This is a genomic window from Nonomuraea sp. NPDC050680, assembly GCF_040654555.1.
In the GTDB taxonomy this organism is placed as follows: Bacteria; Actinomycetota; Actinomycetes; order Streptosporangiales; family Streptosporangiaceae; genus Nonomuraea.
On record NZ_JBFAIF010000002.1, the window covers coordinates 951917 to 975542 of the forward strand.

At 68.6% G+C, this 23626-nt stretch carries 23 protein-coding genes and 1 pseudogene; 13 read left to right on the forward strand and 11 right to left on the reverse strand.

From position 1 onward, the window contains the following. Positions 1 to 72: 72 nt before the first annotated feature. Both AB0H88_RS10755 and AB0H88_RS10760 read right to left on the reverse strand, forming a co-directional pair. Positions 73 to 267 (reverse strand): CsbD family protein, encoded by a 195-nt coding sequence (locus AB0H88_RS10755; protein ID WP_225301102.1) that lies wholly within the window; start codon positions 265 to 267, stop codon positions 73 to 75. Positions 268 to 361: 94 nt separating this feature from the next. Beyond that, entirely contained in the window at positions 362 to 874 is a 513-nt protein-coding gene (locus AB0H88_RS10760; RefSeq protein WP_357643066.1) for a hypothetical protein, read from the reverse strand. A 166-nt stretch (positions 875 to 1040) separates the two neighbouring features. Between AB0H88_RS10760 and AB0H88_RS10765 the strand changes: the two are divergent. The 5 genes and pseudogenes from AB0H88_RS10765 to AB0H88_RS10785 form a co-directional block, all read left to right on the forward strand. Then, positions 1041 to 1400 (forward strand): annotated as a pseudogene (locus tag AB0H88_RS10765) (NAD-dependent epimerase/dehydratase family protein); the annotation flags it as partial. A gap of 270 nt (positions 1401 to 1670) precedes the next feature. Further along, positions 1671 to 1922: a hypothetical protein gene (locus AB0H88_RS10770; protein ID WP_357643161.1), complete on the forward strand. Its 252-nt coding sequence runs from the start codon at positions 1671 to 1673 to the stop codon at positions 1920 to 1922. A 456-nt stretch (positions 1923 to 2378) separates the two neighbouring features. Beyond that, on the forward strand, positions 2379 to 2813 hold the full coding sequence (locus tag AB0H88_RS10775; protein WP_357643067.1) for a hypothetical protein: 435 nt from the start codon (positions 2379 to 2381) through the stop codon (positions 2811 to 2813). A gap of 231 nt (positions 2814 to 3044) precedes the next feature. After that, positions 3045 to 3467 (forward strand): hypothetical protein, encoded by a 423-nt coding sequence (locus AB0H88_RS10780; RefSeq protein WP_357643068.1) that lies wholly within the window; start codon positions 3045 to 3047, stop codon positions 3465 to 3467. Positions 3468 to 3473: 6 nt separating this feature from the next. Further along, positions 3474 to 4790, forward strand: coding sequence for a hypothetical protein (locus AB0H88_RS10785; protein ID WP_357643069.1), 1317 nt, complete (start codon positions 3474 to 3476; stop codon positions 4788 to 4790). A gap of 98 nt (positions 4791 to 4888) precedes the next feature. Here AB0H88_RS10785 and AB0H88_RS10790 read toward each other — a convergent pair whose 3' ends face one another. From AB0H88_RS10790 to AB0H88_RS10810, 5 genes are all read right to left on the reverse strand, one after another. Then, a complete protein-coding gene (locus AB0H88_RS10790) occupies positions 4889 to 6751 on the reverse strand; it encodes an ABC transporter ATP-binding protein (RefSeq protein WP_357643070.1) in 1863 nt (620 codons plus the stop codon). Positions 6752 to 6844: 93 nt separating this feature from the next. Then, positions 6845 to 7300 (reverse strand): hypothetical protein, encoded by a 456-nt coding sequence (locus AB0H88_RS10795; RefSeq protein ID WP_357643071.1) that lies wholly within the window; start codon positions 7298 to 7300, stop codon positions 6845 to 6847. 45 nt (positions 7301 to 7345) lie between these two features. Further along, complete coding sequence (locus AB0H88_RS10800; protein WP_357643072.1) at positions 7346 to 8428, reverse strand: BadF/BadG/BcrA/BcrD ATPase family protein; 1083 nt, start codon at positions 8426 to 8428, stop codon at positions 7346 to 7348. Beyond that, positions 8425 to 9324, reverse strand: a complete 900-nt coding sequence (locus AB0H88_RS10805; RefSeq protein ID WP_357643073.1) for an N-acetylmuramic acid 6-phosphate etherase — start codon at positions 9322 to 9324, stop codon at positions 8425 to 8427. The genes AB0H88_RS10800 and AB0H88_RS10805 overlap by 4 nt, the downstream gene beginning before the upstream one ends. 8 nt (positions 9325 to 9332) lie before the next feature. Continuing rightward, positions 9333 to 11567 (reverse strand): alpha-N-acetylglucosaminidase TIM-barrel domain-containing protein, encoded by a 2235-nt coding sequence (locus AB0H88_RS10810; RefSeq protein ID WP_357643074.1) that lies wholly within the window; start codon positions 11565 to 11567, stop codon positions 9333 to 9335. A gap of 87 nt (positions 11568 to 11654) precedes the next feature. On the opposite strand from AB0H88_RS10810, the gene AB0H88_RS10815 reads away from it, so the two are divergent. The 4 genes from AB0H88_RS10815 (at position 11655) to AB0H88_RS10830 (ending at position 16101) form a co-directional block, all read left to right on the forward strand. Then, positions 11655 to 12950 (forward strand): ROK family transcriptional regulator, encoded by a 1296-nt coding sequence (locus tag AB0H88_RS10815; protein ID WP_357643075.1) that lies wholly within the window; start codon positions 11655 to 11657, stop codon positions 12948 to 12950. A 64-nt stretch (positions 12951 to 13014) separates the two neighbouring features. After that, complete coding sequence (locus AB0H88_RS10820) at positions 13015 to 14334, forward strand: extracellular solute-binding protein (protein ID WP_357643076.1); 1320 nt, start codon at positions 13015 to 13017, stop codon at positions 14332 to 14334. Positions 14335 to 14386: 52 nt separating this feature from the next. After that, positions 14387 to 15283: a sugar ABC transporter permease gene (locus AB0H88_RS10825; RefSeq protein WP_357643158.1), complete on the forward strand. Its 897-nt coding sequence runs from the start codon at positions 14387 to 14389 to the stop codon at positions 15281 to 15283. A 2-nt stretch (positions 15284 to 15285) separates the two neighbouring features. Further along, a complete protein-coding gene (locus tag AB0H88_RS10830) occupies positions 15286 to 16101 on the forward strand; it encodes a carbohydrate ABC transporter permease (protein ID WP_357643077.1) in 816 nt (271 codons plus the stop codon). Between the two features lie 167 nt (positions 16102 to 16268). Here AB0H88_RS10830 and AB0H88_RS10835 read toward each other — a convergent pair whose 3' ends face one another. Both AB0H88_RS10835 and AB0H88_RS10840 read right to left on the reverse strand, forming a co-directional pair. Beyond that, positions 16269 to 17375: a HAMP domain-containing sensor histidine kinase gene (locus AB0H88_RS10835; RefSeq protein ID WP_357643078.1), complete on the reverse strand. Its 1107-nt coding sequence runs from the start codon at positions 17373 to 17375 to the stop codon at positions 16269 to 16271. Then, positions 17372 to 18040 (reverse strand): response regulator transcription factor, encoded by a 669-nt coding sequence (locus AB0H88_RS10840; protein ID WP_357643079.1) that lies wholly within the window; start codon positions 18038 to 18040, stop codon positions 17372 to 17374. Before AB0H88_RS10840 ends, AB0H88_RS10835 begins: the two co-directional genes overlap by 4 nt. Before the next feature lie 232 nt (positions 18041 to 18272). Here AB0H88_RS10840 and AB0H88_RS10845 point away from each other — a divergent pair, with 232 nt between their 5' ends. Continuing rightward, positions 18273 to 19364: a hypothetical protein gene (locus tag AB0H88_RS10845; protein ID WP_357643080.1), complete on the forward strand. Its 1092-nt coding sequence runs from the start codon at positions 18273 to 18275 to the stop codon at positions 19362 to 19364. A 95-nt stretch (positions 19365 to 19459) separates the two neighbouring features. Next, on the forward strand, positions 19460 to 19981 hold the full coding sequence (locus tag AB0H88_RS10850) for a hypothetical protein (RefSeq protein ID WP_357643081.1): 522 nt from the start codon (positions 19460 to 19462) through the stop codon (positions 19979 to 19981). 146 nt (positions 19982 to 20127) lie between these two features. On the opposite strand, the gene rfbB is transcribed toward AB0H88_RS10850, so the two are convergent. Then, positions 20128 to 21108 carry a dTDP-glucose 4,6-dehydratase gene (gene rfbB, locus AB0H88_RS10855; protein ID WP_357643082.1) on the reverse strand — a complete coding sequence of 327 codons (981 nt, stop codon included), beginning with the start codon at positions 21106 to 21108 and terminating at the stop codon, positions 20128 to 20130. A gap of 279 nt (positions 21109 to 21387) precedes the next feature. On the opposite strand from rfbB, the gene rfbA reads away from it, so the two are divergent. After that, a complete protein-coding gene (rfbA, locus tag AB0H88_RS10860; RefSeq protein ID WP_357643083.1) occupies positions 21388 to 22290 on the forward strand; it encodes a glucose-1-phosphate thymidylyltransferase RfbA in 903 nt (300 codons plus the stop codon). A gap of 60 nt (positions 22291 to 22350) precedes the next feature. Beyond that, the gene (locus AB0H88_RS10865; protein WP_357643084.1) at positions 22351 to 22638 is read left to right on the forward strand and encodes a DUF5988 family protein; all 288 of its coding nucleotides are present in this window, start codon (positions 22351 to 22353) and stop codon (positions 22636 to 22638) included. Positions 22639 to 22705: 67 nt separating this feature from the next. Here AB0H88_RS10865 and AB0H88_RS10870 read toward each other — a convergent pair whose 3' ends face one another. Continuing rightward, entirely contained in the window at positions 22706 to 23464 is a 759-nt protein-coding gene (locus tag AB0H88_RS10870; RefSeq protein WP_357643085.1) for a TetR/AcrR family transcriptional regulator, read from the reverse strand. Positions 23465 to 23626 lie beyond the last annotated feature (162 nt).

Below are 23626 nucleotides of genomic sequence, written 5' to 3' on the forward strand. Positions count from 1 at the left end.
CGGCCGTCCTGTAACCCGCCCAAACGGGTGGGCCACCGGATACCCGGTGGCCCACCCGTTTCGTCGTGGCCGTTACTTCTTGAAGGCGTCCTTGACCTTCTTGCCGGCGTCCTTGACTTTCTCGCCGGCCTGTCTGAGGCCCCCCTCGGCCTGTTCGGTACGCCCTTCGGCCCGCAGGTCCTCGTCGTCGGTGGCCTTTCCGATGTTCTCCTTCGCCCGGCCCTTGAGCTCTTCCGCCTTGTTACGGATCTTGTCGTCGGCGCCCATGTCCATGCCTTTCTCGTCGGTTCCCGGAAACTCCAACTTTCCGAACAGAGCGACTGGAAACATGGAGAGCGGTCAGGCGAGGCCCCGCAACGGGTTAGTTGACGCAGTCCTGCTTGTGGAGCCCCAGCGCCATCTCGTACACCTTGCCCTTGTTGAGAAGGAAGGAGTAGTAGGCCTTCGCATTGCCGGCGATGTCGACGTACGGGTAGCCGCTGGCGGCCGTCTTCAGCTTGGGATAGGCCTTCTTGAGCTGCCGGTACGTGGAGCCCAGCCCGATGCCCTCGGGGGTCTTGGCGCCCTTGGGCGCGAAGATCACCGCGACGCCATGCTTCTTGGAGATGTAGAGGCCGACGGAGTCGGGGCCGACCGGGCGAGCCTTCAGGCTCCAACTGGTGCAGCTGGGGGAGGCGGCTCCGTCAACGTGCACGATCTTGCCGCTGGCCTTGGCCGCCTTGGCGCTCATCCCCAGCGTGATGCCCCCATATCCGGAAGGGCCGAAGACGGCGGGCGCCGTCGCGGCGTGCGCCGCTGGTGCGAGGCCGCCCAGCACCAGCCCTGCGGCTAGGGTCGTGCCCAATACGGTACGGGTCATCGTGTGTGTCGTCATGCACGGTTGGATGCTCGAATGGGGAGTGAAGTTCGTACGCGGCGAGACTTTGACAGCCGCTCCGGGGATCTTCCGACGATGCGGGTGAATTAGGCGACACTGGGACCGAAGACAGCACGGTTGACGCCACCACCTCGCTCCACCCCTTCCGCCAACGAGGGACGACATGCCGACCACGAGATCGTCATCAAGGACGGACAGTCGCCGGCTCAATGACCCCATTCTCATCACCGGTGGCAGCGGCCACGTCGGCTCGCATCTGGTCAGCCGGCTGCTCCTCCACGGTCACCGCGTGCGCGCCACGGTCCGCTCACCCGCCCGCGAAACCAGCCTCCGCGAGGCGGTGGCCGCGGCCGGCGCCGATCCAGGGGACCGGCTCGACGTCTGCCACGCCGATCTGTCCGCGGACGACGGTTGGGCCGCGGCCACGGTGGGCTGCGCTTATGTCCACCACGTCGCATCGCCGCTGCCTGCCCATCAGCCGAAGGAGGACGACGAGCTGATCGTCCCGGCCAGGGACGGAGCGCTGCGCGTCCTGCGTGCCGCCCGCGACGCCGGGGTGGCGCGGGTGGTGATGACGTACGCTCGTCAAGACGATGCTCGACGGGAACGTGCCGGTCGCGCCCCGCGACTTCTTCGGTGTGGTGGACGTGCGCGACGTCGCGGACCTGCACGTGCGGGCCATGACCTATCCCGCGGCGGCCGGCCAGCGGTTCCTGACCGGCAGCGGCGAGATGATCAGCTTCCTGCAGACCGCCCGGATCCTGAGCGACCATCTGGGCGAGACGCGGCCAAGGTGCCGAAGCTGGAGCTCCCCGACGAGCAGGTCAGGGCCGCGGCGCGGACGAATCTCGAGTTACGGGCGATGGTCGACCAGCTGGGCCGTATCCCGGTCGTCCACGCGGACAAGGCCCGTGAGGTCCTCGGCTGGCAGCCGCGCGCCCCGGAGACCGCCATCGCCGACAGCCTCATCCGCCTCGGCTTGGTGGCGAGCCGACCCTCGGCCATCAGCCGTTCGGCGGCGTTCGGCAACCGATCGAGATCATGAACCCGAGGGCGGAGCGTGCTCGCAATAACATCTCCCTTGGCCCAACGGAACCCCCGCACCGGCGCCCGGGTGCAGCGGAGGTCTAGAAGATCGCTTCCCTGGAATGGGGTGATCGTTTCCCGGGCTGGTGGGCGGCGCGTCGCAAACAGCATGCCTGACGTCGGCCAGGAGGTTGGAAGCCGATCCTCTTGAGGGTCGTAGCAATGCAGCCCGAGTTGAGCGGCGACCTGGACTGCGTACGCCGAGGCCTCCTCCGCCCGCCTGCGTCACAGACGCGTGGCGCGACGCACGATGAGCCTCCCTCACCTCGACGCCGGCGAGCGGCCCGACACTCTGCTCTTGGACGTGCTCAAGGTCCTCCTCGCTCCGTGAGACAGGCCGCCGGAAGGAGAAGAGAAGAGTTCCGGAAGTTCCGGCTGCGACAATTCCCGCACATCCGAACGAACAGGAAGACCAGTGCGCAAGCTCAAGCACAAGGCGGCACTCGCCCTCACCACCGCGGCTATGCTCGCCTGCTCCGTAGCCGTCAGCGCCCCGGCGAACGCCGCATCGTCACCGATCGCCGCGTGCGGCGGCGGCAGCTATCACATCGTCGACAGCTACGACCTGACCGGCCACCCCGGCAACGGCAGCGCCATGCTCTACCTGCTGTACAACGGCACCACCAATTGCGTGGTCACCTGGCTGACCGGCGCGTCCGTCGGCACCAGCGCCTACATGAAGGCCTCCATCCAACGGGCAAGCGACGGAAAGACCGTCACCGACACCGGCTATTACAAGTACTACGCCGGTCCGGTGAAGCTGTCCGCCTCGGGAACGTGCGTCAAGTGGAGCGGTTTCGCCTTCGGTTCCTACCAGGGCTGGACTTCCGGCTGGTCACACTGCGGTTGATGATCTCCTCAAGGGGATGTTCACGAGTGGAGTTGAGCAGCGCGAAGAAGAAGGGCAGATAGATCGCTTCCCCCACGACTCTTGATCGTTCAGCGTATGGCGTCAGGCACATGAGCCATTACGTACGGGTGTGCTGGTCGAACCACTCGCTCGTCAGTTTTGCGCCAGTTGCGTCATGGACCAATGGGATATTCGCAATCGACGACTCAAGCGCGATTTAGGAGCGTGAGCATGGCGCCAGAATCGATACCACCCAAGGCCCTGGAAGACAGCTGGCCGGGTCTGGAGGCGGAACGAGATGGCGTCACCTACAACGAAAAGGTGATCAGGGAAAGCGCCAAAGCGCTGAGAGAGGCGCTGGGGCGCTTCACCGGCGAAGGGCGCAGCGCCAAGGGGAGCAGCCTGGCCGCCGGCCAGGGCTCCATCGATGATCTGACCAAGTACGCCGCGCTCGAGGAACTGAGGACCCAGTTGCAGAGCGTTGCCCGGTGGGAGGGCGGTCGCACGTTCGCCGAGATGCTGGAGACCTGCCACCAGGAGTTCACCACGATCTATCGAGAGGTCCAGAAGAACTTCGATATCGCGATTGCGCTGCTCGACGCCGGCGCGGGCAAATACAAGGACGTCAGCGACGCGAACACGGACGGAGCCTAGCCGCCCATGGTCGAGAAGACCGACAAGAAGACACGCTGGCTCAAGCCCTCCCGCGGTGCGGATTGGACGATCGATAACGACGACCGCAGCGCGACGGAGGTCAAGGAGTTCATCAAGGGCATCAGCGTCAAGGAGATTCAGGATGCCGGAGCCTCCTACGTGGACGCGTGTTCGGTCGTCGCCAACGCCCAATGGGTGCTCGGGCAGGAAGCCGAGGCTCTCGCCAAGGTCTGGGAGGGCAAGGCCTCCGTAACGGCACAGAAGGCCCTGAGAACTATTTACGTAGCGCTCGGCGAACTCTCTGACAAGCTGCTGGCGATGGGCCGTCCGCTCGAGACCCTGGCCGAGGTGGTGCGCCAACACCAGGAGTTCATCGACGGCAAACTTTCGGAGGAGAAGCGCGAAAACTCGAGTTTCGGCCTCGGGGGCGATGGTCACGACCACATCGTTTTCAACGGAGTTCTGCAGTCGGGCAAGCATGGCGTGAAGTTGGACTTCCACAATCTCCTGGGAAAGCTGGCAGGGCTGCAGCTGGAGGCGTTCAGCAAGGACCTCGAGGCGATCTACAGCACCCTTCCCAAGACGGTGGAGATGGAACTGCCCGCCATCGCCTATCCGGTGGCACCGCATGAGAAGCCCGAAACGGTCGACTACAGATTTGGCGAGAGGCCGTCCGCCGGAGCCTCCGACCGCTCCCCCTCCCACATAAGCCCCACTGACACTGACCGCTCAGGTGGCGGCCCTGCATTACCTGCCGGCGCGGACTCTTCCGCACCGCATGGCGAGCGCGCACATTTCCCTGGTGATCCCGAGGACCGGGACAGGGCGGACCTCAGCCAAGGGCCGGACAGCTCATCGTCCGACGCCGCCCCGGGCGGCACGAACGCACCCCGTTGGCCGGCCATTCTCGACGCGAACGGCAACGAGGCATCGCCTGGCGACCCCACCCGCGGCTCGAACGATCCCACGAGCGCCTTGGATCGGCCCACCAACCTGCATACCAAGCTGGCAGACTTCCAGCGCCCAATCGACTCGGACAGCAGCCCGATTCACTTCACCCCCAAGAGTCCGAACCACCCCGCGGCCACCGACCCCGGCAATCTCGGCGCCAGCATGGGCAGTGGATCGGGAGCCCCAGCGACGATCAACGGTATTCGGGCCACCGCCACGAACGGGACGGGCTCCCCCTTCATGCCGATGAGCGGGATGGGCGGTGCGAGCGGCCAGGAGGAGAAAGAGCGCGAATCCGCCACTTGGCTTCACGAGGACGACGACGTCTGGGGCGGCGACATGGACGGTGTGGTCCACAACAGAATTGGCTGATTGCCTGCCAAGCGCCACAGCAAATTCTGTGTCGTGTCCGGTCGCCGTCACCAGGCGACGACGGCGTGGGGTTCGCCGTCGCCGCCGTTGCTCTGCGGTTATCGGTAGGCGCTGGCTTGGAGGGTGTAGAGGTCGGCGTACAGGCCGTCCAAGGACATGAGGGTGTCGTGGTTGCCCTGCTCTGTCACCCTGCCGTGCTCCAGGACGTAGATGCGGTCGGCGTAGCGGACGCTGGCCAGCCGGTGGGTGATGAGCAGGACGGTGCGGCCGTCGGAGTGGCTGCGGATGCGTTCGAACAGGGCGTGCTCGGCGCGGGCGTCGAGGGCGGCGGTCGGCTCGTCGCAGATGAGCAGCGCCGCGTCACGGTGGAAGCCCCGGGCCACCGCGATGCGCTGCCACTGGCCGCCGGACAGCTCGTGGCCGTCCTTGAAGCGCCGGTCGAGCAGCGTCCGGTAGCCGTGGGGGAGACCGCCGATGACCTCGTCGGCCCCGGCCACCTCGGCGGCCGAGCGCAGGGCCGGCTCGCCCTTGTCGGTGCCCATGGTGATGTTGTAGCGAGCCGTGAGCGGCCAGCGGGTGTGGTCCTGCGCGATGACCGCGGTGCGCAGCCGGAGGTCTTCGGGGTTGATGTCTTTGAGATCGGTCTCGTCCCAGGAGACGGTGCCGCAGTCGGGTTCGTAGAGACCGGACAGGATCTTGGCGAGCGTGGTCTTGCCCGAGCCGTTCTCGCCGACGAAGGCGACGATCTCGCCGCGCTTGATCTCGATGGACACCTCGCTGAGCGAGGGCTCGTCGGCGCCCGGATAGGTGAAGGACACCTTGTCGGCGACGATGCACTGGAAGGACTCGGGCGCCGGGAGCGGGCGGCGGCCGGGCAGCCGGCGTTCGGCGTCGGCGCAGAACTCCAGGAAGTCGGTGAAGTAGAGGCCCTGTTCGTAGAGGCGGTTGGTGGCGTACATGAGGCTGCTCAGGGACTGCTGACCGGACCTGATCGCCAGGACGGCGGTGCCCGCCACGGCGAGCGGGATCGCGGCGAGGGCCAGCAGGAGGCCGAGCGCGACGTAGACCAGGCCGGCGCCCAGGCCGCCGAAGGCCTCGCCCACGAGCCGGGCCACCGTCTGCCGTCTGGCCAGCAGCAGGAGCACCTCCTGCTCGGCCTTGGCCACCGCGTCGTACATGCGCAGCAGGAAGCCGCGCATGGTGAACGAGCGGACCTCGGCGGCGGACTCGCGATCGGCCAGCAGCTCGGCGATGATCCACTTGCGGCGGCGGGCCGGGATGAGGGAGTACATGGTCGTGTAGCGCATCCGCGCGCTGCGGACCGCCGCCCAGGCGTCGGGCAGCACCGCCAACAGGAGCAGCGGCAGCAGCACCGGGTGGAGCACGCCGAGCACGCCGGCCACGGCCGCGATGCCGACCACGGCCGTCACCACATCGATGGCCGAGGACACCACCGAGTCGGCCACCGCCACGCCTCGCATGTTGGCGCGTTCGAGGGAGTCGTGGAAGTCGGGGTCGTCGTAGGCGATCAGGTCGACGCGGCTGGTCAGGCCGTAGAGCCGCTCCTCGGTGTGCCGGGAGATCTGGGGAGTGAGGCGGGACTCCGCCCAGCCTGCGCCCGCCTGCATGGCGGTGCGCAGGGCGGCGGCCGTGGCGACCAGGGCGAGACTGGGCAGCGCGGCCATCACGCGGTCGGGAGTGGGACCCTGGCTGAACAGGGCGGCGAGCACGCCGGTCGTGGCCAGCAGCCCGAACGCGGTGAACACCCCGCCGAGCAGGTTGAGCGTGACGGTGGCCAGGGTGTCGCGGGGGCTGGCTCCCCAGGCCATGCGCAGCGCCTGGCGCACGAGGGAGGGGAGCCGGCGGGCGATGGTCAGGAAGCTGACTTCCGCCATCTTGTCAGTGTGGGCATACCAGTCGGAGATGGAGATCTCGCCGAGTTCGAGAGGCTCATCAGACATACGCTCAGTGTGCGCTCGGGCACTGACAGTTTTGCCGTGCGAGGCCGCCTGGGTCGAAGTCCTCCCGGTGACATCTTGCTCCCGCGACACAATCTAGCCGCGCGTGGCCCCGAACAACGAGCGCAGGCGCCTGCCGTTGACGATCAAGACGACGCCGAGCAGAAGGAGTCCGCAGAGCCCCTGTTCGATCTTCATCCACACCGGCAGGAAGCCGGGGAGTGAGATGAGGACCGCGATGGCCACCACCATGACGGCTGAGGCGATTCGCAGGCGGAGGTAGGCCCGGCGCCGGCCGCGGGCCGTGCCGGCCACGAAGGTGAACATCAGCGCCGAGGCGACGGCGACGATCGCGCCGCGCACCCAGACCGTGTCGGTCACCATCCCGGGGTCGTCGCGCAGCACGTAGGCGGCCACGAGGGTGAGCACGCTGATGACGAAGTAGCAGCCGACGAGGACCTTCATGCCGCGGAAGGCCCTCAGGCAACGCGGATGGTTCAGGTCCTCATCGGCTATCGCGTGCGGACTCGGGGAGTTCATGGGATGCGGCATGCCTTCAGCGTCGCAACGCCGCGCCCGCGCGCGCATCGGCCGATCTCATGAGTCGACGGCTGAACCGCCCGATCGGCCGGATGGCTCAGCCGATCCACCGATCGGCTGAGCACTCCCTGTCTCCGCCTCGGTGAAGACGTAGACGTAGGGGTGGTACGGCCGTACCGACCCGTCGGCGGCGGCGCGGGCCAGGGCGAGTGCGCCATCGGCGGAGGTCCCACGTGGTGGCCTGAAGCGAGCGTCGGGAAGCAGTGTCCGGACCGTGTTCTGAAAGGGCTCCATCAGCAGGTCCGCGGCGTCGAAGAGGCGGCCGCCCCAGGAGAAGACCGGTTCGAGCCCGGACGCGGCGGCCAGCGCGGTCTGGCCCAGTTGCCGGCCGGCCGCGGCCCAGATCTGCCGGGCCACCGGGTCCCCGTCGCGGGCCGCCTCGCCGACGTACGGCGCGAACGAGGCGAAGTGGTGGGCCGCCGATCCCGCCGCGTAGACCAGCGCCACCAGCTCCGAGGGGGGGCCGAAGCGGGCCGTCAGGTGGTCGAGAAGAGCGGCCGACCCGCCGGCCCGGCCGTCATGCGCGCGCAGTGCGGCGTGCAGGCCCTGCATCCCGATCCAGGCGCCGCCGCCGTGGTCGCCGAGCAGGTATCCCCACCCGTCGGACTGGTTCCAGACGTCGGCCAGGTCGGTGCCAAGGGTGATGACGCCGGTGCCCGCGGCGACGACGACTCCGGGCTGGAATCCGAGTGCGCCGACGTGCGTGGTCACCATGTCGCCGGTGACCACGAGCGCGCCCAGGCCGAACCGATCGCGCAGGGCATGCCAGAGCGTGCTCGGGTCCGGAACCAGGCCCGGCAGCCCGGTCGTGCCGATCGCCATGCCGGTGAACCGGTCGATCTCCAGGCCGCCCACGGCGTTCTGGATGACCCGGATGATCCGCGCGGCGAGCCGATCGAGGTCGACCCTGCCCTGCACGCGCGGCACCGGAGACGCGTCGTCCCCGGACACGACCGAACCGCCCGCCTCGATCCGTACCCTGATCCCGCCACCGCCGACGTCCACACCCGCCAGCCCGCCACCGACGGCGTTCACGCTCGCCGGCCCGCCACCGACGCCGTCCACGTTCGCCAGGCTCATCCGGCGTCCGCCAGCGCGGCGACCGCCGCACGGACGCCCGGGTGCTGCTCCAACGCGGCCCGCGCTCGTTCGGGGGAGCAGCCGGTGAGCAGCCGCACGAGCGCCTCCGGGATGTTGCCACCCGCATCGGCCAGGACCGCGCGGCAGCTCGCCTCGTCCTCACCAGTCGCCTCGACGAGCAGGCTCACCGCGCGCTCGCCGAGCTTGGCGTTGGTGGCGACCAGCCCGACCATGAGGTTGCCGTACGTCCGGCCCGCCTTGATCATGAGAGCCGTCGAGAACGAGTTGAGTATCACCTTCGTCGCCGTGCCGGCCTTGAGCCGGGTGGAGCCGGTCAGCGCCTCCGGCCCGGTGGCGGCGACGACGCTGATCTCGGCCAGTTCGCGGAGCGGAGCGTCCGGGTCGCAGGTGACCAGCACCGTGAGGGCGCCGGCGGAGCGGGCCGCGCGCAGCGCACCGGCCACGTACGGGGTCGACCCGGACGCCGTGATCCCGATCGCCACGCCGGCCTCGTCGAGGACGGCGGCGTCGGCGGCGCCCAGCGCCTCGGCGTCCTCCTGGTCGACGGAGGAGTCGGTGACGGCGGCGAGCCCACCGGCGAAGTGGGCGGTGAACAGGCCGCGCGCCGCCCCGAAGGTCGGCGTGATCTCCGTGGCGTCCAGCACCGCCAGCCGTCCCGAGGCGCCGGCGCCGAAGTAGTGCACCGTTCCGCCCCGGTTCAGCCGGAGATGTGCCTCGTCCACCGCGCGGGCGAGCTGGTCGCCGGCCGCGCCGACGGCCTCGACCGCCCGGGCTTCCTCCTCCCGCAGCAGCCGGAGGATCTCGCGGGACTCCAAGGTGTCGATGTCGACGGTGCGTGGGTTCCGGCGCTCGGTCGGCGGTACCACCTGGGGCATCGTTCTCCTCATCGGTCGTGTTCGTGCGGCTGGCCAGGTGAGCCGGCCTGTTCGTGGGGCTGGGCAAGCCAGTCGGCCTGTTCGTACGTCCGGGCAAGTGAGCCGGCCTGGTCCGCGTAGGCGGTGAACAGCCGGCGTGACTCCGTGGCGAGGTCGCCCAGGTCCTGCGGCGGCGTCGCCGGGCCCTCCCGCAGGAAGAGCTCGGCCCGGTCGCGGAGCCGCTCTTCCAGGTTCGCCTCGGGGCCGACGCCGGGTGTGGCGAGCGCGCCGTCGAGGCCACGCGCCCACAGCTCCCAGCGGTCGCGGTAGTAGCCGCCGACGAGCCCGCTCCAGTGCCGCCCCGCGTAGTCGTCGAGCAGGGGGCTGGAGGTGGTGCCCCAGACCGTGATGATGCGGCGGGCGTTGTCCCGCAGGACGTCGCGGCCGGCCTGGTCGCCGGCCCACGACAGGGCCTTCGACTCCCAGTGCTGGAAGGTGTACTCGGGCCGAGCGGCCAGCATGCGGTCCAGATCATCGAAGACGCGCAGGAACCGGTCGACATGGGGCAGGCTGGCCGTACCGAGCGCGGCCGACCGCTCCACGGCGTCGAGGTAGTAGCGGTCGGCGACCCTGACCATGAACGCGATGCCCACCTCGACGAGGTCGTGCCCCAGCGGACCGGTCACCAGGTCGTGATCGTGCTCGGCCACCTCGATCATCCGTTCCCAGGCCGCGGCCAGCTCCGCCGGCTCGTACCACAGGGTGCCGGTGACGTTGGCGCGCGCCTCGGCCATCCCCGCGTAGGAGGGCTTGGCGGTGAGGATGCCGTTGAACTGCGCGGGATAGATCCGCAGGCCCCGGGTGTCGTAGACGGTGTTCAGGAGGCCGCGCCAGGCGGTCCGCAGCGGGGCCGCGCTCCTGTCGTAGCGCTGGGCCACGAAGGCGTCGAGCCAGGCGTCGAGATCGGTGACCCGGTTCCAGATCTGGTCCGTCACGAGCTCGAAGAAGACGGGGTTGTTGCGGGTGGCCTCCATGGACAGGCCCAGGCCGGTGGGCGGGTTCGGCGCCGCCAGGGCGGCGTCGATCGCGGCCGGCACCGCTCGCAGGTCGGCGACCGGATCGGTGCGGCCGCCGAAGTTGAGCAGCGCGCACCAGAGCCAGGGCTTTCCGGAGAACTCCTCGAAGCGCTCCCACAGCGGGTCGTACTCCGCCCACAGGTCCGCGACGAGCATCCGGTCGTTCGGGATCGCGTCGAGGAAGGCGGTGACGCGGTCCTCGGTCCAGAACTCCCGTTGGTAGGAGAAGGGCCAGGCCTGCATGAGCCAGACGGCGTCCGGATCGGCGGCGCGCAGCCCGGCCAGCGTCGCCGTCGCCACGGCCCCGGGGAAGGACGGGTCGGCGTCGACCGGGATCATCTCGATGAACGGATCGGCGGCGTACAGGTGATCGGTGCCGAAGAGCTTGATCTGGGCGCGGGCGATCTCGGTGCTCAGCCGCTCGTAGAGCGGGTCGGCCGGGTCGAGGACCCAGGTCTCGAACCCCTGCCAGTCGCGGCGCGCGGCCCGCGACGACGAGGCGATCTGGTGAGGGACGTGTCCGGTGAAGGCCGGAAGGACGGGCGTCATGCCGAAGGCGCGCTCGCGGTCGAGGATGCGCGCCCCGAGCGCGCGATGGCTCTCGATCCAGGAGGCGGGGAGCGGGCCGGCGAAGCCGTCCAGACACCCCATGAACTGGAACGGAAGGTAGCCTGGCCCGCCAAGGAAGCCACGGATGGTGTGATCGTCGAGACCGAGGAGGGAATAGGCGTCGTGCAGCGCGGCCTCATGGCCGGTGATGGCGAGCGGCATGGTGATGCCGTGCAGCGCCATCCAGTCGATCTCGCGCTCCCAGTCCGCCCAGTCCCAGTAGGGCATGGTGTAGCTGAAGGTGCAGAAGTTGAAGTAGTAGCCGTCCTGGACCCGCGCCGAGCCCTGCCGGGGTGGGCTGTCCGCGAGGGACGTCAGCCGCAACGGCAGCACGGTGTCCCAGCCCACGGACAGCTCGCAACATTCCCGCAGATAGTGATGGAGCGCCACCGAGGCGCTCACGCCGTCCGTCGCGGCGACGGTGAGTGCTCCGTCTCTCGCCTCGTACTCATAGCCACGCCCCGCACCTTCGCGCGTGACGAAACGGATCGACTCGGCCACCGGTCCGAGAACGCGGTGGGCGAGACCCCTGACGGTCTCCGCCCACGGCGGGGGCTGATCGGCGTCACCGGATGACATCGCAGGTCACACCCCTCGACGAATTAGTTCCGTACGGTCCATAATTATTATGCTAGCGTACCCGCAAGTCGAGACCAGGGAGCGGTCATGGAGCAGGTCGTCGCCGTTGGCACGCAGTTCATGCGTGAGGTCAACGCCGGTGCCATCCTGCGGCGGCTGCGGGCCGAGACCAGCATGAGCGTGTCCGCGCTGGCCAAGGCGGTCGGGCTCTCCCGGCAGGCGGTCACCCGTTCGCTCAACGCGCTGGCGGCGGAGGGGCTTGTCGAGTTCGGCTCCCTCGATCGGGACTCCAGCAGGGCCGGACGGCCCGCGCAGCTCGTGCGCTTCCGGGCGGAGGCGGGCTACGTGCTCGGCATCTCGATCAGCCCGCAGGAGCTGCGGGTCGCGGTGTCGGACCTGGCCGGTACGGTCGCGGCGGCCGACGCGGTGCAACTCGGCGGCGGTTCGACCGGCTCGACCGGCTCGGGTGGCTCGACCGGCTCGGGTGATGTGCAGAGCGGTGAGCAGGTGGTGGAGACACTCCTGCCCGCGGTGGCCCGCACGCTGGAGGCGGCGGGCATCACGACCGGCGACCTGTGGTTCGCCTCGATGGGCACGCCCGGCATAGTCGACCCGGCGACCGGGATCATCCGGCTCATCCCCAGCATGCCCGGCCTGACCGGCGACCTCCTCCATCGCCGGATGAAGGAGGCCCTCGGCTGCCCGGTCTACCTGGACAACGACGTCAAGCTGGCCACCCAGGGCGAACGGTGGCGGGATTCCGAACGCCGCGAGGACTCGCTGGTGATGGTCCACTGGGGTGAACGCGTCGGCGCCGGCATCGTGCTGAATGGCGAGCTCTACCGCGGTGCCTCCAACGACGCCGGTGATGTCGGCTTTCTCGACCTGTTCGCGGCCACCCCTCCCGAGCCGCGCCATCCGCACGGCCTCGGCCCGTTCGAGGATTGGGTGGGCGGCGAGGAGATCGTCCGGCTGGCGAAGGCGGCGGCCGACCGCGACGGCGACGAAGCCTTCCGGGCCCGGCTCGACGACGCGGGGGAGCGGGCGTTCGACGCGGTGCTGGAGGCCGTCGTCGAGGGCACACCCTCGGCTCTGGACGCGCTCGACGTGGTCGCCCGCCGCTTCGCCAAAGGCGTCGCGGCGATCCGGGCGATCCTCGACCCGCGGCTCGTGGTCATCGGCGGGCCGCTGGCCAGATGCGGCGAGACACTGCTCGCCGCGGTCCGTCGGCACCTGTCCGAGCAGCCCCTGGACCAGCCGGCACTGGAGGTCTCGACCCTCCAGGACGACGCCGTCGTCCACGGGGCCCTGCGTCACTCGCTGGAGGAGATCGAGCGAACCAGGTTCGACCTGGTGAGAAGCGGCCGCCAGGAGGTCCGTTGAAAACCCGCTTGGAGTTTGGCGACTCGGAGATAGGCGACTCGGAGATAGGCGAAAGGTCATGCACATGACAGCACCAGGTCGGTGGCAGGCGCTCGTGGCGCTCGGCACCGCGGCCACACTCACCCTGACGGCCTGCGCGGGCACCGGCGGCACCGGCGCCTCGGGTGGGGACGCGGCGAAGAAGATCGACGTATCGACGACCATCCCCAACGACCCGGTCACGCTGACCCTGGCCTACAGCAACGATCCCCCCACCCAGACCCTCATCGACGGCTTCAGGAAGAAGCACCCGAACGTCACCATCAAGCCCCAGATGACGCCGTTCAACGACTACGTCAAGTCGATCAAGCTGTCGATGTCGGGCGACGCGGCGCCGGACCTCGCGCAGTACAACCCGGGTGCGATGAACTCCCTGGTCCCGGCCGGCCTCATCCTGGACCTGGGCCCGTGGAACAAGGCGTACGGGTGGACCGGCAAGTTCCCGCCCTCCAGCCTGGAGGTCCTCAGCTCCGACAAGGCGGCCAAGCAGTTCGGGACCGGCGGCCTGTACGCCGTGCCGGGCGGCCTGTCGGTGGTCGGCGTCTACTACAACAAGAAGATGGTCAAGGAAGCGCCGAAGACGCTGGCCGAGTTCGAGGCCGCGATGCAGAAGGTGAAGGACGCCGGCCAGACCCCGCTGAGCCTCGGCGCGCTCCAGGTCGGCGGCTTCCACCTGTGGAACGCGGTGCTCAACGTCACCGGTGACGTCGACGCCTATCGGAGCTGGGTCTACGGCAAGCCGGGCGGGACGATCAAGACCGACGCCGCGAAGAAGGCCACCCAGACGCTGATCGACTGGTCGAAGAAGGGCTTCTTCCCCGCCGGGGCGAGCGCCACGGCCGACCCCGACGCGCTGGCGAACTTCTCCAAGGGCAAGAGCGCGTTCCTGGTGACCGGCAACTGGGGCGCCACCGCCGTGGAGAAGGAGCTGGGCGACGACGCCGGCTTCTTCCTCATGCCCACGGCATCGGGCGAGCCGGCCAAGGTCGCCTCGGGGGCGAGCGTCGCCTACGCCATCTCGGCCAAGACGAAGCACCCGAACGTCGCCGCGGCGTTCCTCGACTACCTGAGCTCGCCGGAAGCGGCGAAGATCGAGTTCGACGGCGGGTTCATGCCGGTCGACACCAAGACCGAGCTCGGCGCCCAGGGGCTGCGCGGCGAGATCGCGACCGCCTTCACGCCGGTGGCGCAGGCCAACGGGATCGTCCCCTTCCCCGACTACGCCTCGCCCGGCATGATCGACAAGCTGACCCCCGGTATCCAGGGGATCATCAGCGGCAAGATGACCGTGGACGACTTCCTGAGCTCCCTGCAGGAGTCGTGGGACGGACACCATGGCTCGTGACGTGACCACGTCCATCTCCCCGCCGCGGGCCGCCTCGGCCCGCGGCGGGGAGATGGTGGCCGACAGCGGGCGGGCCCGCCCGCCCCGGCGCGGCGGACGGGCGCGCGGCTGGCTGTACGTGCTGCCCGCGCTCGCCGCCTACCTGGGGTTCGCCATCTGGCCGGCGCTGAACACGGTGCGCCTGTCGCTGCTGAACTGGGACGGCATCCTGCCCGCGACCTTCGCCGGCCTGGACAACTACATCAAGATTTTTCGTGATTCGGCACTGTACGAGGCCATCCTGCACAGCCTCATACTGATCGTCTTCTTCTCGTTCATCCCCATCGCCGTCGGGCTGTTCATGACGGCCCTGCTGATGGGCAAGGTGCGCCGGGGGATGACGTTCTTCCGGACCGTGTTCTTCCTTCCCCAGGTGCTGCCGCTGGTGGCCGTCGGCATCACCTGGCGGTGGCTCTACAGCGAGTCCGGCGTCGTCAACCAGGTCCTCGACCTGGTTGGGCTGGGGGCGATCACCCGCGCCTGGCTGGGCGACTACGGCCTGGCGCTGGTCGCGCTCGGGCTCATCGGGACCTGGGTGATGAGCGGGCTGTGCATGATGCTCTTCCTGGCCGGCGCGCAGAAGATCGACCCGTCCCTGTACGAGGCGGCCACGCTCGACGGCGCGGGCGCCTACCGGCAGTTCCTGCACGTCACCCTGCCCGGGGTGCGCAAGGAGATCACGATCGCCGGCGTCATCACCACGATCGCCGCGCTGGCCAGCTTCGACCTCGTCTTCACCACGACGAACGGCGGCCCGGCGGGGCAGACCAACGTGCCCGGCCTGCTGGTCTACCGGCTGGCCTTCAACGAGGGCGACATCGGTGGCGCCAGCGCGCTGGCCGTCGTGCTGACCGTGATCGTGATCGCCGTCGTCGGTGCCGTCCGATACTTCACCAGGGATGAGAGTTGAGCATGCGCGGCGGTGTCGTTGCCCGGTACGGAGTGCTCGTCCTGATGGCGGCCATGATCCTGGTGCCGTTCATCGGCATCGTCCTGGCCGCCCTGCATCCCCCGGGATCGCAGCTCAGCGGGCTGAGCATCCCGGACCGGTGGTCGTGGGAGAACTTCGCCCTGGCCTGGGAACGGGGCAACTTCACCGCCCTCATGCGCTCCAGCCTGCTGATCGCGGTCTTCGTGGTGCCGATCGCGGTGACACTGGCCACGCTCGCCGGCTACGGGCTGACGGTCCTGAAGGTGTGGGGCAACCGGGCGCTGTCGTTCGGTTTCGTGCTGGGGCTCACGCTGCCGATCGAGGTCATCGTGGTGGCGCTCTACTTCAACCTGCGCGAGGTCGGCCTCACCAACTCCTACGTCGGCATCATCCTGGCCGAGGTGGCGCTGTTCATGCCCTTCGGCGTGTACTGGATGCAGACGCACTTCTCCAACATCCCCGACGAACTCGTCGAGGCGGCCCGCATCGACGGCGCCCGAGACTTCGTCGTACTGGCGCGGGTGCTGCTGCCCATCTCGTGGCCACAGATCACCACGCTGTCGGTTCTGTACTTCATGTGGTCGTGGAACCAGTTCATGCTGGTCCTGGTCATGATGCAGGACCCGGACCGGCGCACCGCGCCCGGCGGCCTGGGGCTCTTCGTCGGCCAGTACACCACGGACATCCCGCTGCTGGCGGCGGCCTGCCTGATCGTCGTCGCGCCGATCGTGATCGTGTACCTCATCTTCCAGCGCAGCTTCGTCAACGGCATCACCCAGGGCGCCATCAAGGGTTGACCAGGGTCGTCCTGCCGCCGTCCGCCGCCCGTGTTCGAGCACCGGGCGGCTCTTGGCGTTGAGGGCTGACCTGGCCTTCCAGGTTCAGTTGGGGGAGGGCGTGCTCGGCGCCGAGATCGCCGCCACCGCGCGTGGCATGGGCCTCGAGGTCACCATGCCGGGTGGAATCAGTCGAACAGTATGGTCACGTCCAAGCCGCCCCCGGTGCGTGGGTGGGCCGTCAGCTGCGCGCCGTGTGCTTCGGCGACGGCCTGCACGATGACCAGCCCTAGTCCGTGGCCGTCGGCGGTGTGGGTTCGTTGGGGACCGAGTCGCTGGAACGGTTGGAAAAGCCGTCGTAGGTCCTGCGATCGGATGGTTGGGCCGGTGTTGCCGACCGACAGGCGGGCGCGACCATTCGTGAGTTCGGTGGCGATGGTGACGTGTCCGTCGGGAACGTTGTGGTGGAGCGCGTTGCCGACCAGATTGCCGATCATGCTGGCGATCAGGTCGGGGTCACCGCTGATCGGTGCCGACTCCAGCGATGCCCGGATCGTGATGGTTCGCCGGGTGGCCTCCGCACGGCACGACAGCATCACTCCCTTGGTGACATCAGCCAGGTCGACCACTTCCCGGTGCTCGATGCCCTTCTGCCCTCGCGCCAGCGTAAGCAGGGCGGCGATCAAACGTTCCTGCCGTTCTCCGAGACCGAGTGCTTCCTCGCACGCGGCTCGCAGGCTGGCCTCGCTCGCCTCGGGGTCGGCGAGCGCGACCTGGAGGACGGCGCGCTGAGCGGCCAGCGGGGTGCGCAGCTCATGCGAGGCGTTGGCCACGAAGTGGCGCTGCGCCGCGAACGAGAGATCCAACCGCTCGAACAAGTCGTCGAGGGTGCGCCCCAGCTTGGTCAGCTCGTCGTCAGGGCCGCGCAGGCCGAGCCGCCGGCTGAGATTGGTGGCTGAGATCTCCTGGGCGGTCACGGTCATGGCGCGCAGCGGGCGGAGAAAGCGCCCGGCCAGCCACCACGCGGTCAGCACGGTGAGGACCATGACGATGATCGCGGTGATCGCGAGCGCGGCATCGACCTGCTGGGCGGCCGTGTCGGGCGGAGGGACGGCGTCCCCGGCCCGGACGCGGACCCGGTCTCTCCCGAAGAGGAAGCCGGCGATCAGCAGCATCGGGACGACGACGGCCAGAACCAGGCCGGCGTACAGCGTCGTGAGCTGCACGCGCAGGGACGGCCGGCGCAGGTGGTGCCGGGCGCGGCCGGTCATCGTCGGGTCCTGCGCGGGATTCATCGCGGGCCTGCGATCCGGTAGCCGCCCTCACGGACGGTTTCGATCACTGGCGGTTCGCCGAGTTTGATCCGCAACCGGCGCACCGTCGTTTTGACGGCCGTGGTGAACGGGTCAGCGGCCTCGTCCCAGACCCGTTCCAGTAACTCCTCCGTGGACACAACCCGGTCACCGGAAGCGAGCAGGCATTCCAGCAAGGCGAACTCCTTCGGGGTGAGCTCCAAGCGCCGTCCGCCACGAAAGGCCACCCGCCGGCTCGGGTTCAGGGCCAGATCTTCGGCCTGGAGGATCGGAGGCACGGCGGGCGCCGAGCGGCGCCCCAGCGCGCGCACGCGGGCCACGAGTTCGGTGAAGTCGAACGGTTTGGGCAGGTAGTCGTCGGCGCCCAGCCCCAGGCCCTCGACCCTGTCCCGCACGGTGCCCGCGGCGGTGAGCATCAGCACCCGCGGCCCTGCGCCGCCACCGGCGGCGATGTCACGGCACACGTCGTCGCCGTGTGTGCCGGGCACGTCGCGGTCCAGCACCACCACGTCGTACCGGGTGCCGGCCAGGTGGGCCAGAGCGTCGTCGCCGTCGAGAACGACGTCCACCGCCATGCCCTCGCGGCGCAACCCGGTCCCGATCGTCGTCGCCAGAACCTCGAAGTCTTCGACGACCAGAACTCGCACGACCGTCCTCCCTCTCACCCGGTGATGGTGGCCGTTCCGTCCACCGCGTTCGGTAGGCGCGACCGCACTGCTCACGATGCCAGGGATCCGGTGTCGGCTGGGTGTCAGCGGCTGACACCCGGCCGACACCGGCCGTGCCGTACGACTATCCCGGAAAGGTGTCCACGACAGGCACGACCCCTGAGCGCGGCGTCTGTCACACGAGCGAAATTCCCTTCAGAAAGGACCTGACGTGAGAGATCCACGGTTGACGCGGCGTAGGTTCCTCGCCGTCACCGGTGCGGGTACGGCAGCCGGCGGACTGCTGACGAACAGCTCGCTGGGCAGCGGCGGCGGGCAGGTGACGACCCGCTCCACGGGCAGCGTCGGCGCGGCCACACGGGACCTCACCCAGGCGGTGCTCGCGGCCTTCGAGCGCCACCGGCTCGTTGCGATCGGTGAGTCACACGGGCAGCAGGAACACGGTGACGCGCAGCAGATGCTGCTTGCGGACCCGCGGTTGCCGCAGGTGGTCGACGCCATCGTCGTTGAGTTCGGCAACGCGCTTTATCAGCCGATCGTTGACCGGTTCGTCGCCGGTGCGGCTGTCGACGACCAAGTGTTGCGGCAGGTCTGGCGGAACACCACCCAGTCGCCTGGGGCCACCGGCGACCAGCCCATCCGTGAACAGTTCTTCCGGACGGTCCGCGCCGTCAACTGGACTCTTCCTGCGGAGCGAAGGATCCGGGTGCTGCTCGGGGATCCGCCGATCGACTGGTCCCACATCACCACCCAAGACCAAGTGGATGTCTTTCTCGCCCAACGAGACGCCCACATGGCGTCAGTGGTGAAGCGGGAAGTGCTCGCCAAGAAACGCCGCGCACTGATCTGCTACGGCAGCGGGCACGTGATGCACTCGCCGGAGCCAGGACAGAACGCCGACCACGGAGTCCCGCTGATCGAGGAACAGACCGGCCAGCACGTCTACGTGATCGTGGCCGGTAGCCATCCCCGCTTGGTGACCTGTCCACGGCGCACCGTGATCCCGTGCTCAGGCAGTTGGCTGGAATCCACCGATGCGGGACAGTTCATGGACGCGCCGCGGCTGTGTGGCGTCCCTTTGGGAAAGCTGGCCGACGCCGTGCTGTACCTGGGGCAACTGACAGACCTGACGCAGCCGCTGTGGAACCCCGCGATCTTCCTCGACCCGGTGTACTGGGCGGAACTCCAAAGGCGCAACGCGATCAACGGCAACCTCATCGACCTGGAACAGTACCGGCAGCAGCAGCCGATCTCTTTGCCCGCGCCACCTTCCGTGAGCTGCGCCACCGACCGCGGTCACTGACCACGAAAAGCACGGATTCACCCCAGGGCGCTGTTGCCGGTATAGCCTTCCCGCCCTTCGGTAGTCCACCCTGTGACGAACGGGGGGCCGACGCCATGCGACAGAAGCAGCCGACACCGATCCTGCGCTCCGGGGCCAGGGGCGCGATCGCCGCCATGGCGATGTCCGGCCTCAGGCAGTTCTCCACGTCGATCGGCCTGGTGGAGAAGGTGCCGCCGGAGGCCGTGCTGGAGCACACCACGCCCCGGTTCTTCCGCCGGGTCCCGGCCGCTCGCCGGCCCGCGGTCATCGAGCTCGCGCACTGGTCGTACGGGGCGTTCGGCGGGGCGCTCTTCGGGGCCCTGCCGGAGTCCGTGCGCCGGCACCCGTGGGCCGGGCCCGCCTACGGCCTGCTGGTCTGGGCGGGCTTCCAAGCCGTCATCGCGCCCGCCCTCGGCCTGCCGCACAAGGGTAAGACCACCGTCACCGAACGCCTGACGCTACTCGCCGACCACGTGCTGTACGGGATCGTGGTGGCCGCCTCTCCTTGGCCGCATCACGACACTCCTGAGGACGACGCACCGGAACGCCGCCCGACGCATCCGAACGCCGAACCGGCGGTCACCGCGAGCGGCTGAGGCCCGGGACGCGTCCGCCGGGAGCGAACGACGCGCTGGACCGGCCGCTGTCGGAGACCGACGTACTCCAACGCTGGACCGGCCGCTGCCGGAGACCGACGTACTCGAAGGCTGGACCGGCCGCCGCGAGCGGCCGTGGCTCGTCGTCAGGTGCCTGGCGTGCGGCCGGGCAGGAGTGGCTCCCACCAGGTGCGATTGCCCCGATACCAGGCGACGGTCTCCGCCAGGCCGGTGTCGAAATCCTTGCGCGGCCGATAGCCCAGCTCGGTGCGGGCCTTGGTGCAGTCGACCGAGTAGCGGAGATCGTGGCCCTTGCGGTCCTCGACGTAGGCGACCTGGTCCCAGTCGGCGTCACAGGCTTTGAGGAGCAGGCCGGTGAGCTCCCTGTTGGTGAGCTCGGTGCCGCCGCCGATGTTGTAGATCTCGCCGGGACGGCCTCCGGTACGGACCAGTTCGATGCCCCGCACATGGTCGTCGATGTGCAGCCAGTCGCGGGTGTTGCCCCCATCGCCGTACAGCGGAACCCGCCGGCCGTCGAGCAGGTTGGTGATGAACAGGGGGATGATCTTCTCTGGGAAGTGATGGTGACCGTAGTTGTTGGAGCAACGAGTCACCCGTACGTCGAGACCGTGGGTGCGGTGATAGGCCAGGGCGAGCAGGTCGGAGGCCGCCTTCGAGGCGGAGTACGGGGAGCTGGGCCGCAGGGCGTCGGTCTCGAGCGAGGAGCCCTCCGCGACCGAGCCGTAGACCTCGTCGGTGGAGACGTGCACGAAGGTCCCCAGCCCGCTGCGTACCGCCGCGTCGAGCAGGGTCTGGGTGCCGGTCACATTGGTGCGCACGAACTCGGTGGCGCCCGTGATGGACCGGTCGACATGGGACTCGGCCGCGAAGTGGACCACCTGGTCGTGGCGGGCGACGAGCGGATCGACGAGCCCGGTGTCACATATGTCGCCCTGGACGAAGGTGAATCTCTCGTTCGTACGGACCTGCTCCAGATTCGCGAGATTGCCCGCGTAGGTGAGCTTGTCGAGAACGGTGATCTCCGCGTCCCCGTCGGCCTCCTCGAGCAGGGTGCGCACGTAGTGGGAGCCGATGAAGCCGGCGCCGCCCGTCACCAGGATCCTCATCGGGTGATCTCCTCCTCGGTCATGCCCGGCCTCCAGAACGCGTCCAGAACCGGACGCCGCTTCCCCCGTGTGGTGCGGTCACGATCTGTCTTTCGCCGTGGAAATCATATCGCCGGTAAACCGGGCGCAACCGTTTAGTGGCCGACATAGGGGGGCGCGGGGGGATGGCTAGGGGGTGAACGAGGGTCGTCTTGGAGTCCATTCCGATGTGCCGCGGTGTGATGCTCGGTGCACGAATATCGACTCCGGCTACCGGTTTTCCCTGACGAAGGGTATTTCGTGAAAGGCATAATTCTGGCCGGCGGGCACGGGACCCGGTTGTATCCTATTACGCTCGCGGTCTCGAAACAGCTGCTGCCGGTGAACGACAAGCCGATGATCTATTATCCCTTGTCCGTGCTCATGCTGGCGAATATCAGAGAGATCCTGGTGATCTCTACCCCGGAGGATCTGCCGAATCTGGCACGCCTGCTGCGAGACGGCTCCCACCTCGGGCTCGACATCAGCTACGCCCGCCAGGACGAGCCCGTCGGCCTGGCCGACGCCTTCGTTCTCGGCGCCGACCATATCGGCGACGATTCCGTGGCGCTCGTGCTCGGCGACAACATCTTCCACGGAAATTCGTTCTACGACATCCTCCAGGAGAACACCGCGGACGTGGACGGCTGCGTGTTGTTCGGCCATCCGGTCAGCGATCCCGAGCGCTACGCCATCGCCGAGAGGGACGCGCTCGGCGGGCTCGTCTCCATCGAGGAGAAACCCGCGCACCCGCGTTCCAACTGCGCCGTCGTCGGCCTTTATCTCTACGACAACGACGTCATCGACATCGCCAAGAACGTCCAGCCGTCCGCCCGCGGGGAGCTCGAGATCACCGATGTCAACCGGGTGTATCTCGACCGGGGCAAGGCGAAGTTCGTCGAACTCGGCCGCGGGTTCGCGTGGCTCGACGCGGGCACGCCCGACTCCATCCTGCAGGCCAGCCAGTACGTTCACATGCTCGAGGCCCGGCAGGGCGTACGCATCGCCTGCATCGAGGAGATCGCGCTGCGGATGGGTTACATCGACGCCGAGCAGTGCCACCGCCTCGGCGCGGAGCTCCTGCCCTCCAGCTACGGCCGGTACGTCTGCGCCCTCGCCACCGAGTTCCGCCATGCCCGTCAACCGGCCGGCTCCTTCTCGTAGAACCCCTAGAGATCGCCGACGGCCGGCCACCCCCGGCCACGATCACCGGAGGTACCTGACATGACCGTTCCCTCCTTTAACAGTCCCTCCTTTGACAGCCCCCCCTTCGACGGTCCCTCGTCCGCCGCCTCACCGCTGCCCGGCCGTGGACCCGTGGAGGTCGCGCTCGAAGGCGGCCCCGCCGATGTTCCGCGCACTCTCCGCGTCATGCACGACGTGGTCTCGGATGGAAAGATAAAGATTCCACGCAATGGCGGGTACGAGCATTTCGAACGGGTCGGCGCGTCGCCGGAGTCCGGCGGCCCGCCGCTCTTTCGGTGGACCACGCGGACCAAAGTCGCCGAATGAGCCGGCCCAGCGCTCACAGCGCCTTACCACGACCCGGGGCGCACAACGCCTTTCCGAGTCTCGGGTCTCACAGCGCCTTTCGCAGACCCGGTCCGATGTCGGCCGAGCCGGAATTCTCCCGCTCCTCGACGAAGACGGCCACCCCGTCGAGCAGGCGGCGGAGACTGAACCAGAGCCATTCGTCGATGTGGGCCACTTCCTCCTGTCTTTCCAGCAGGCTCGACAGCATGGGGAACTGCCCGGATTCGAGAATCTCCGACAGCATCGGCATCTTGGCCGCGCGCCACTGCCGCGTCGTGACGCCGGTGCGCCGCTCCGCCTCCCATTCGCTGACGCGAAGCAGGGCGGCACCTTGTACCTGAGCGCTTACGGCGATGGTCACCCAGTGCATCATCACCGGATCGAGGCCGAGACCGTCCAAGGCGCCCATGGCCCGCTCGAGGTCGGCCAGAATGTTCGGCCCGAGCGGCGGCTGCGGGGTCGCGATGACCTGCAGCACCCATGGGTGCCGCGAATAGAGTCTCCACTCGCGCAGCGCGGACAGTTCGAGCCGGGCGCGCCAGTCGTCCGGAACGGGCGTCAGGTTCTTGTCTTCGCCGTGTACGCGATCGACCATCAATTCGATCAAGGCGTCCTTGCTCGACACGTATCGGTAGAGAGACATCGTGCCGACGCCCAGATCCGCCGCCACCCGGCGCATGGACAGCGTCTCCAGACCTTCGGTGTCGGCGATCTCGATGCCTGTGCCCACGATGCGTTCGAGAGTGAGCCCTTCGCGAGGCTCCCGCGGGATCGCCTCGGGCTTGGTGGGCTTGTCGACTTCCATGACCGGCTCCGCGGGGAGCTCTTCAGAGAGTGGCCCTTCGGAACAGGGCAGGGCACGTGCCGCCACACGCGCTCTGTACGCCCGAGCCTGGCACGACCGCGAACAGTATCGCGGACGTCGCCCCCGAGGTGCGGCATACAACGGTCTGCCGCATTGTGCGCA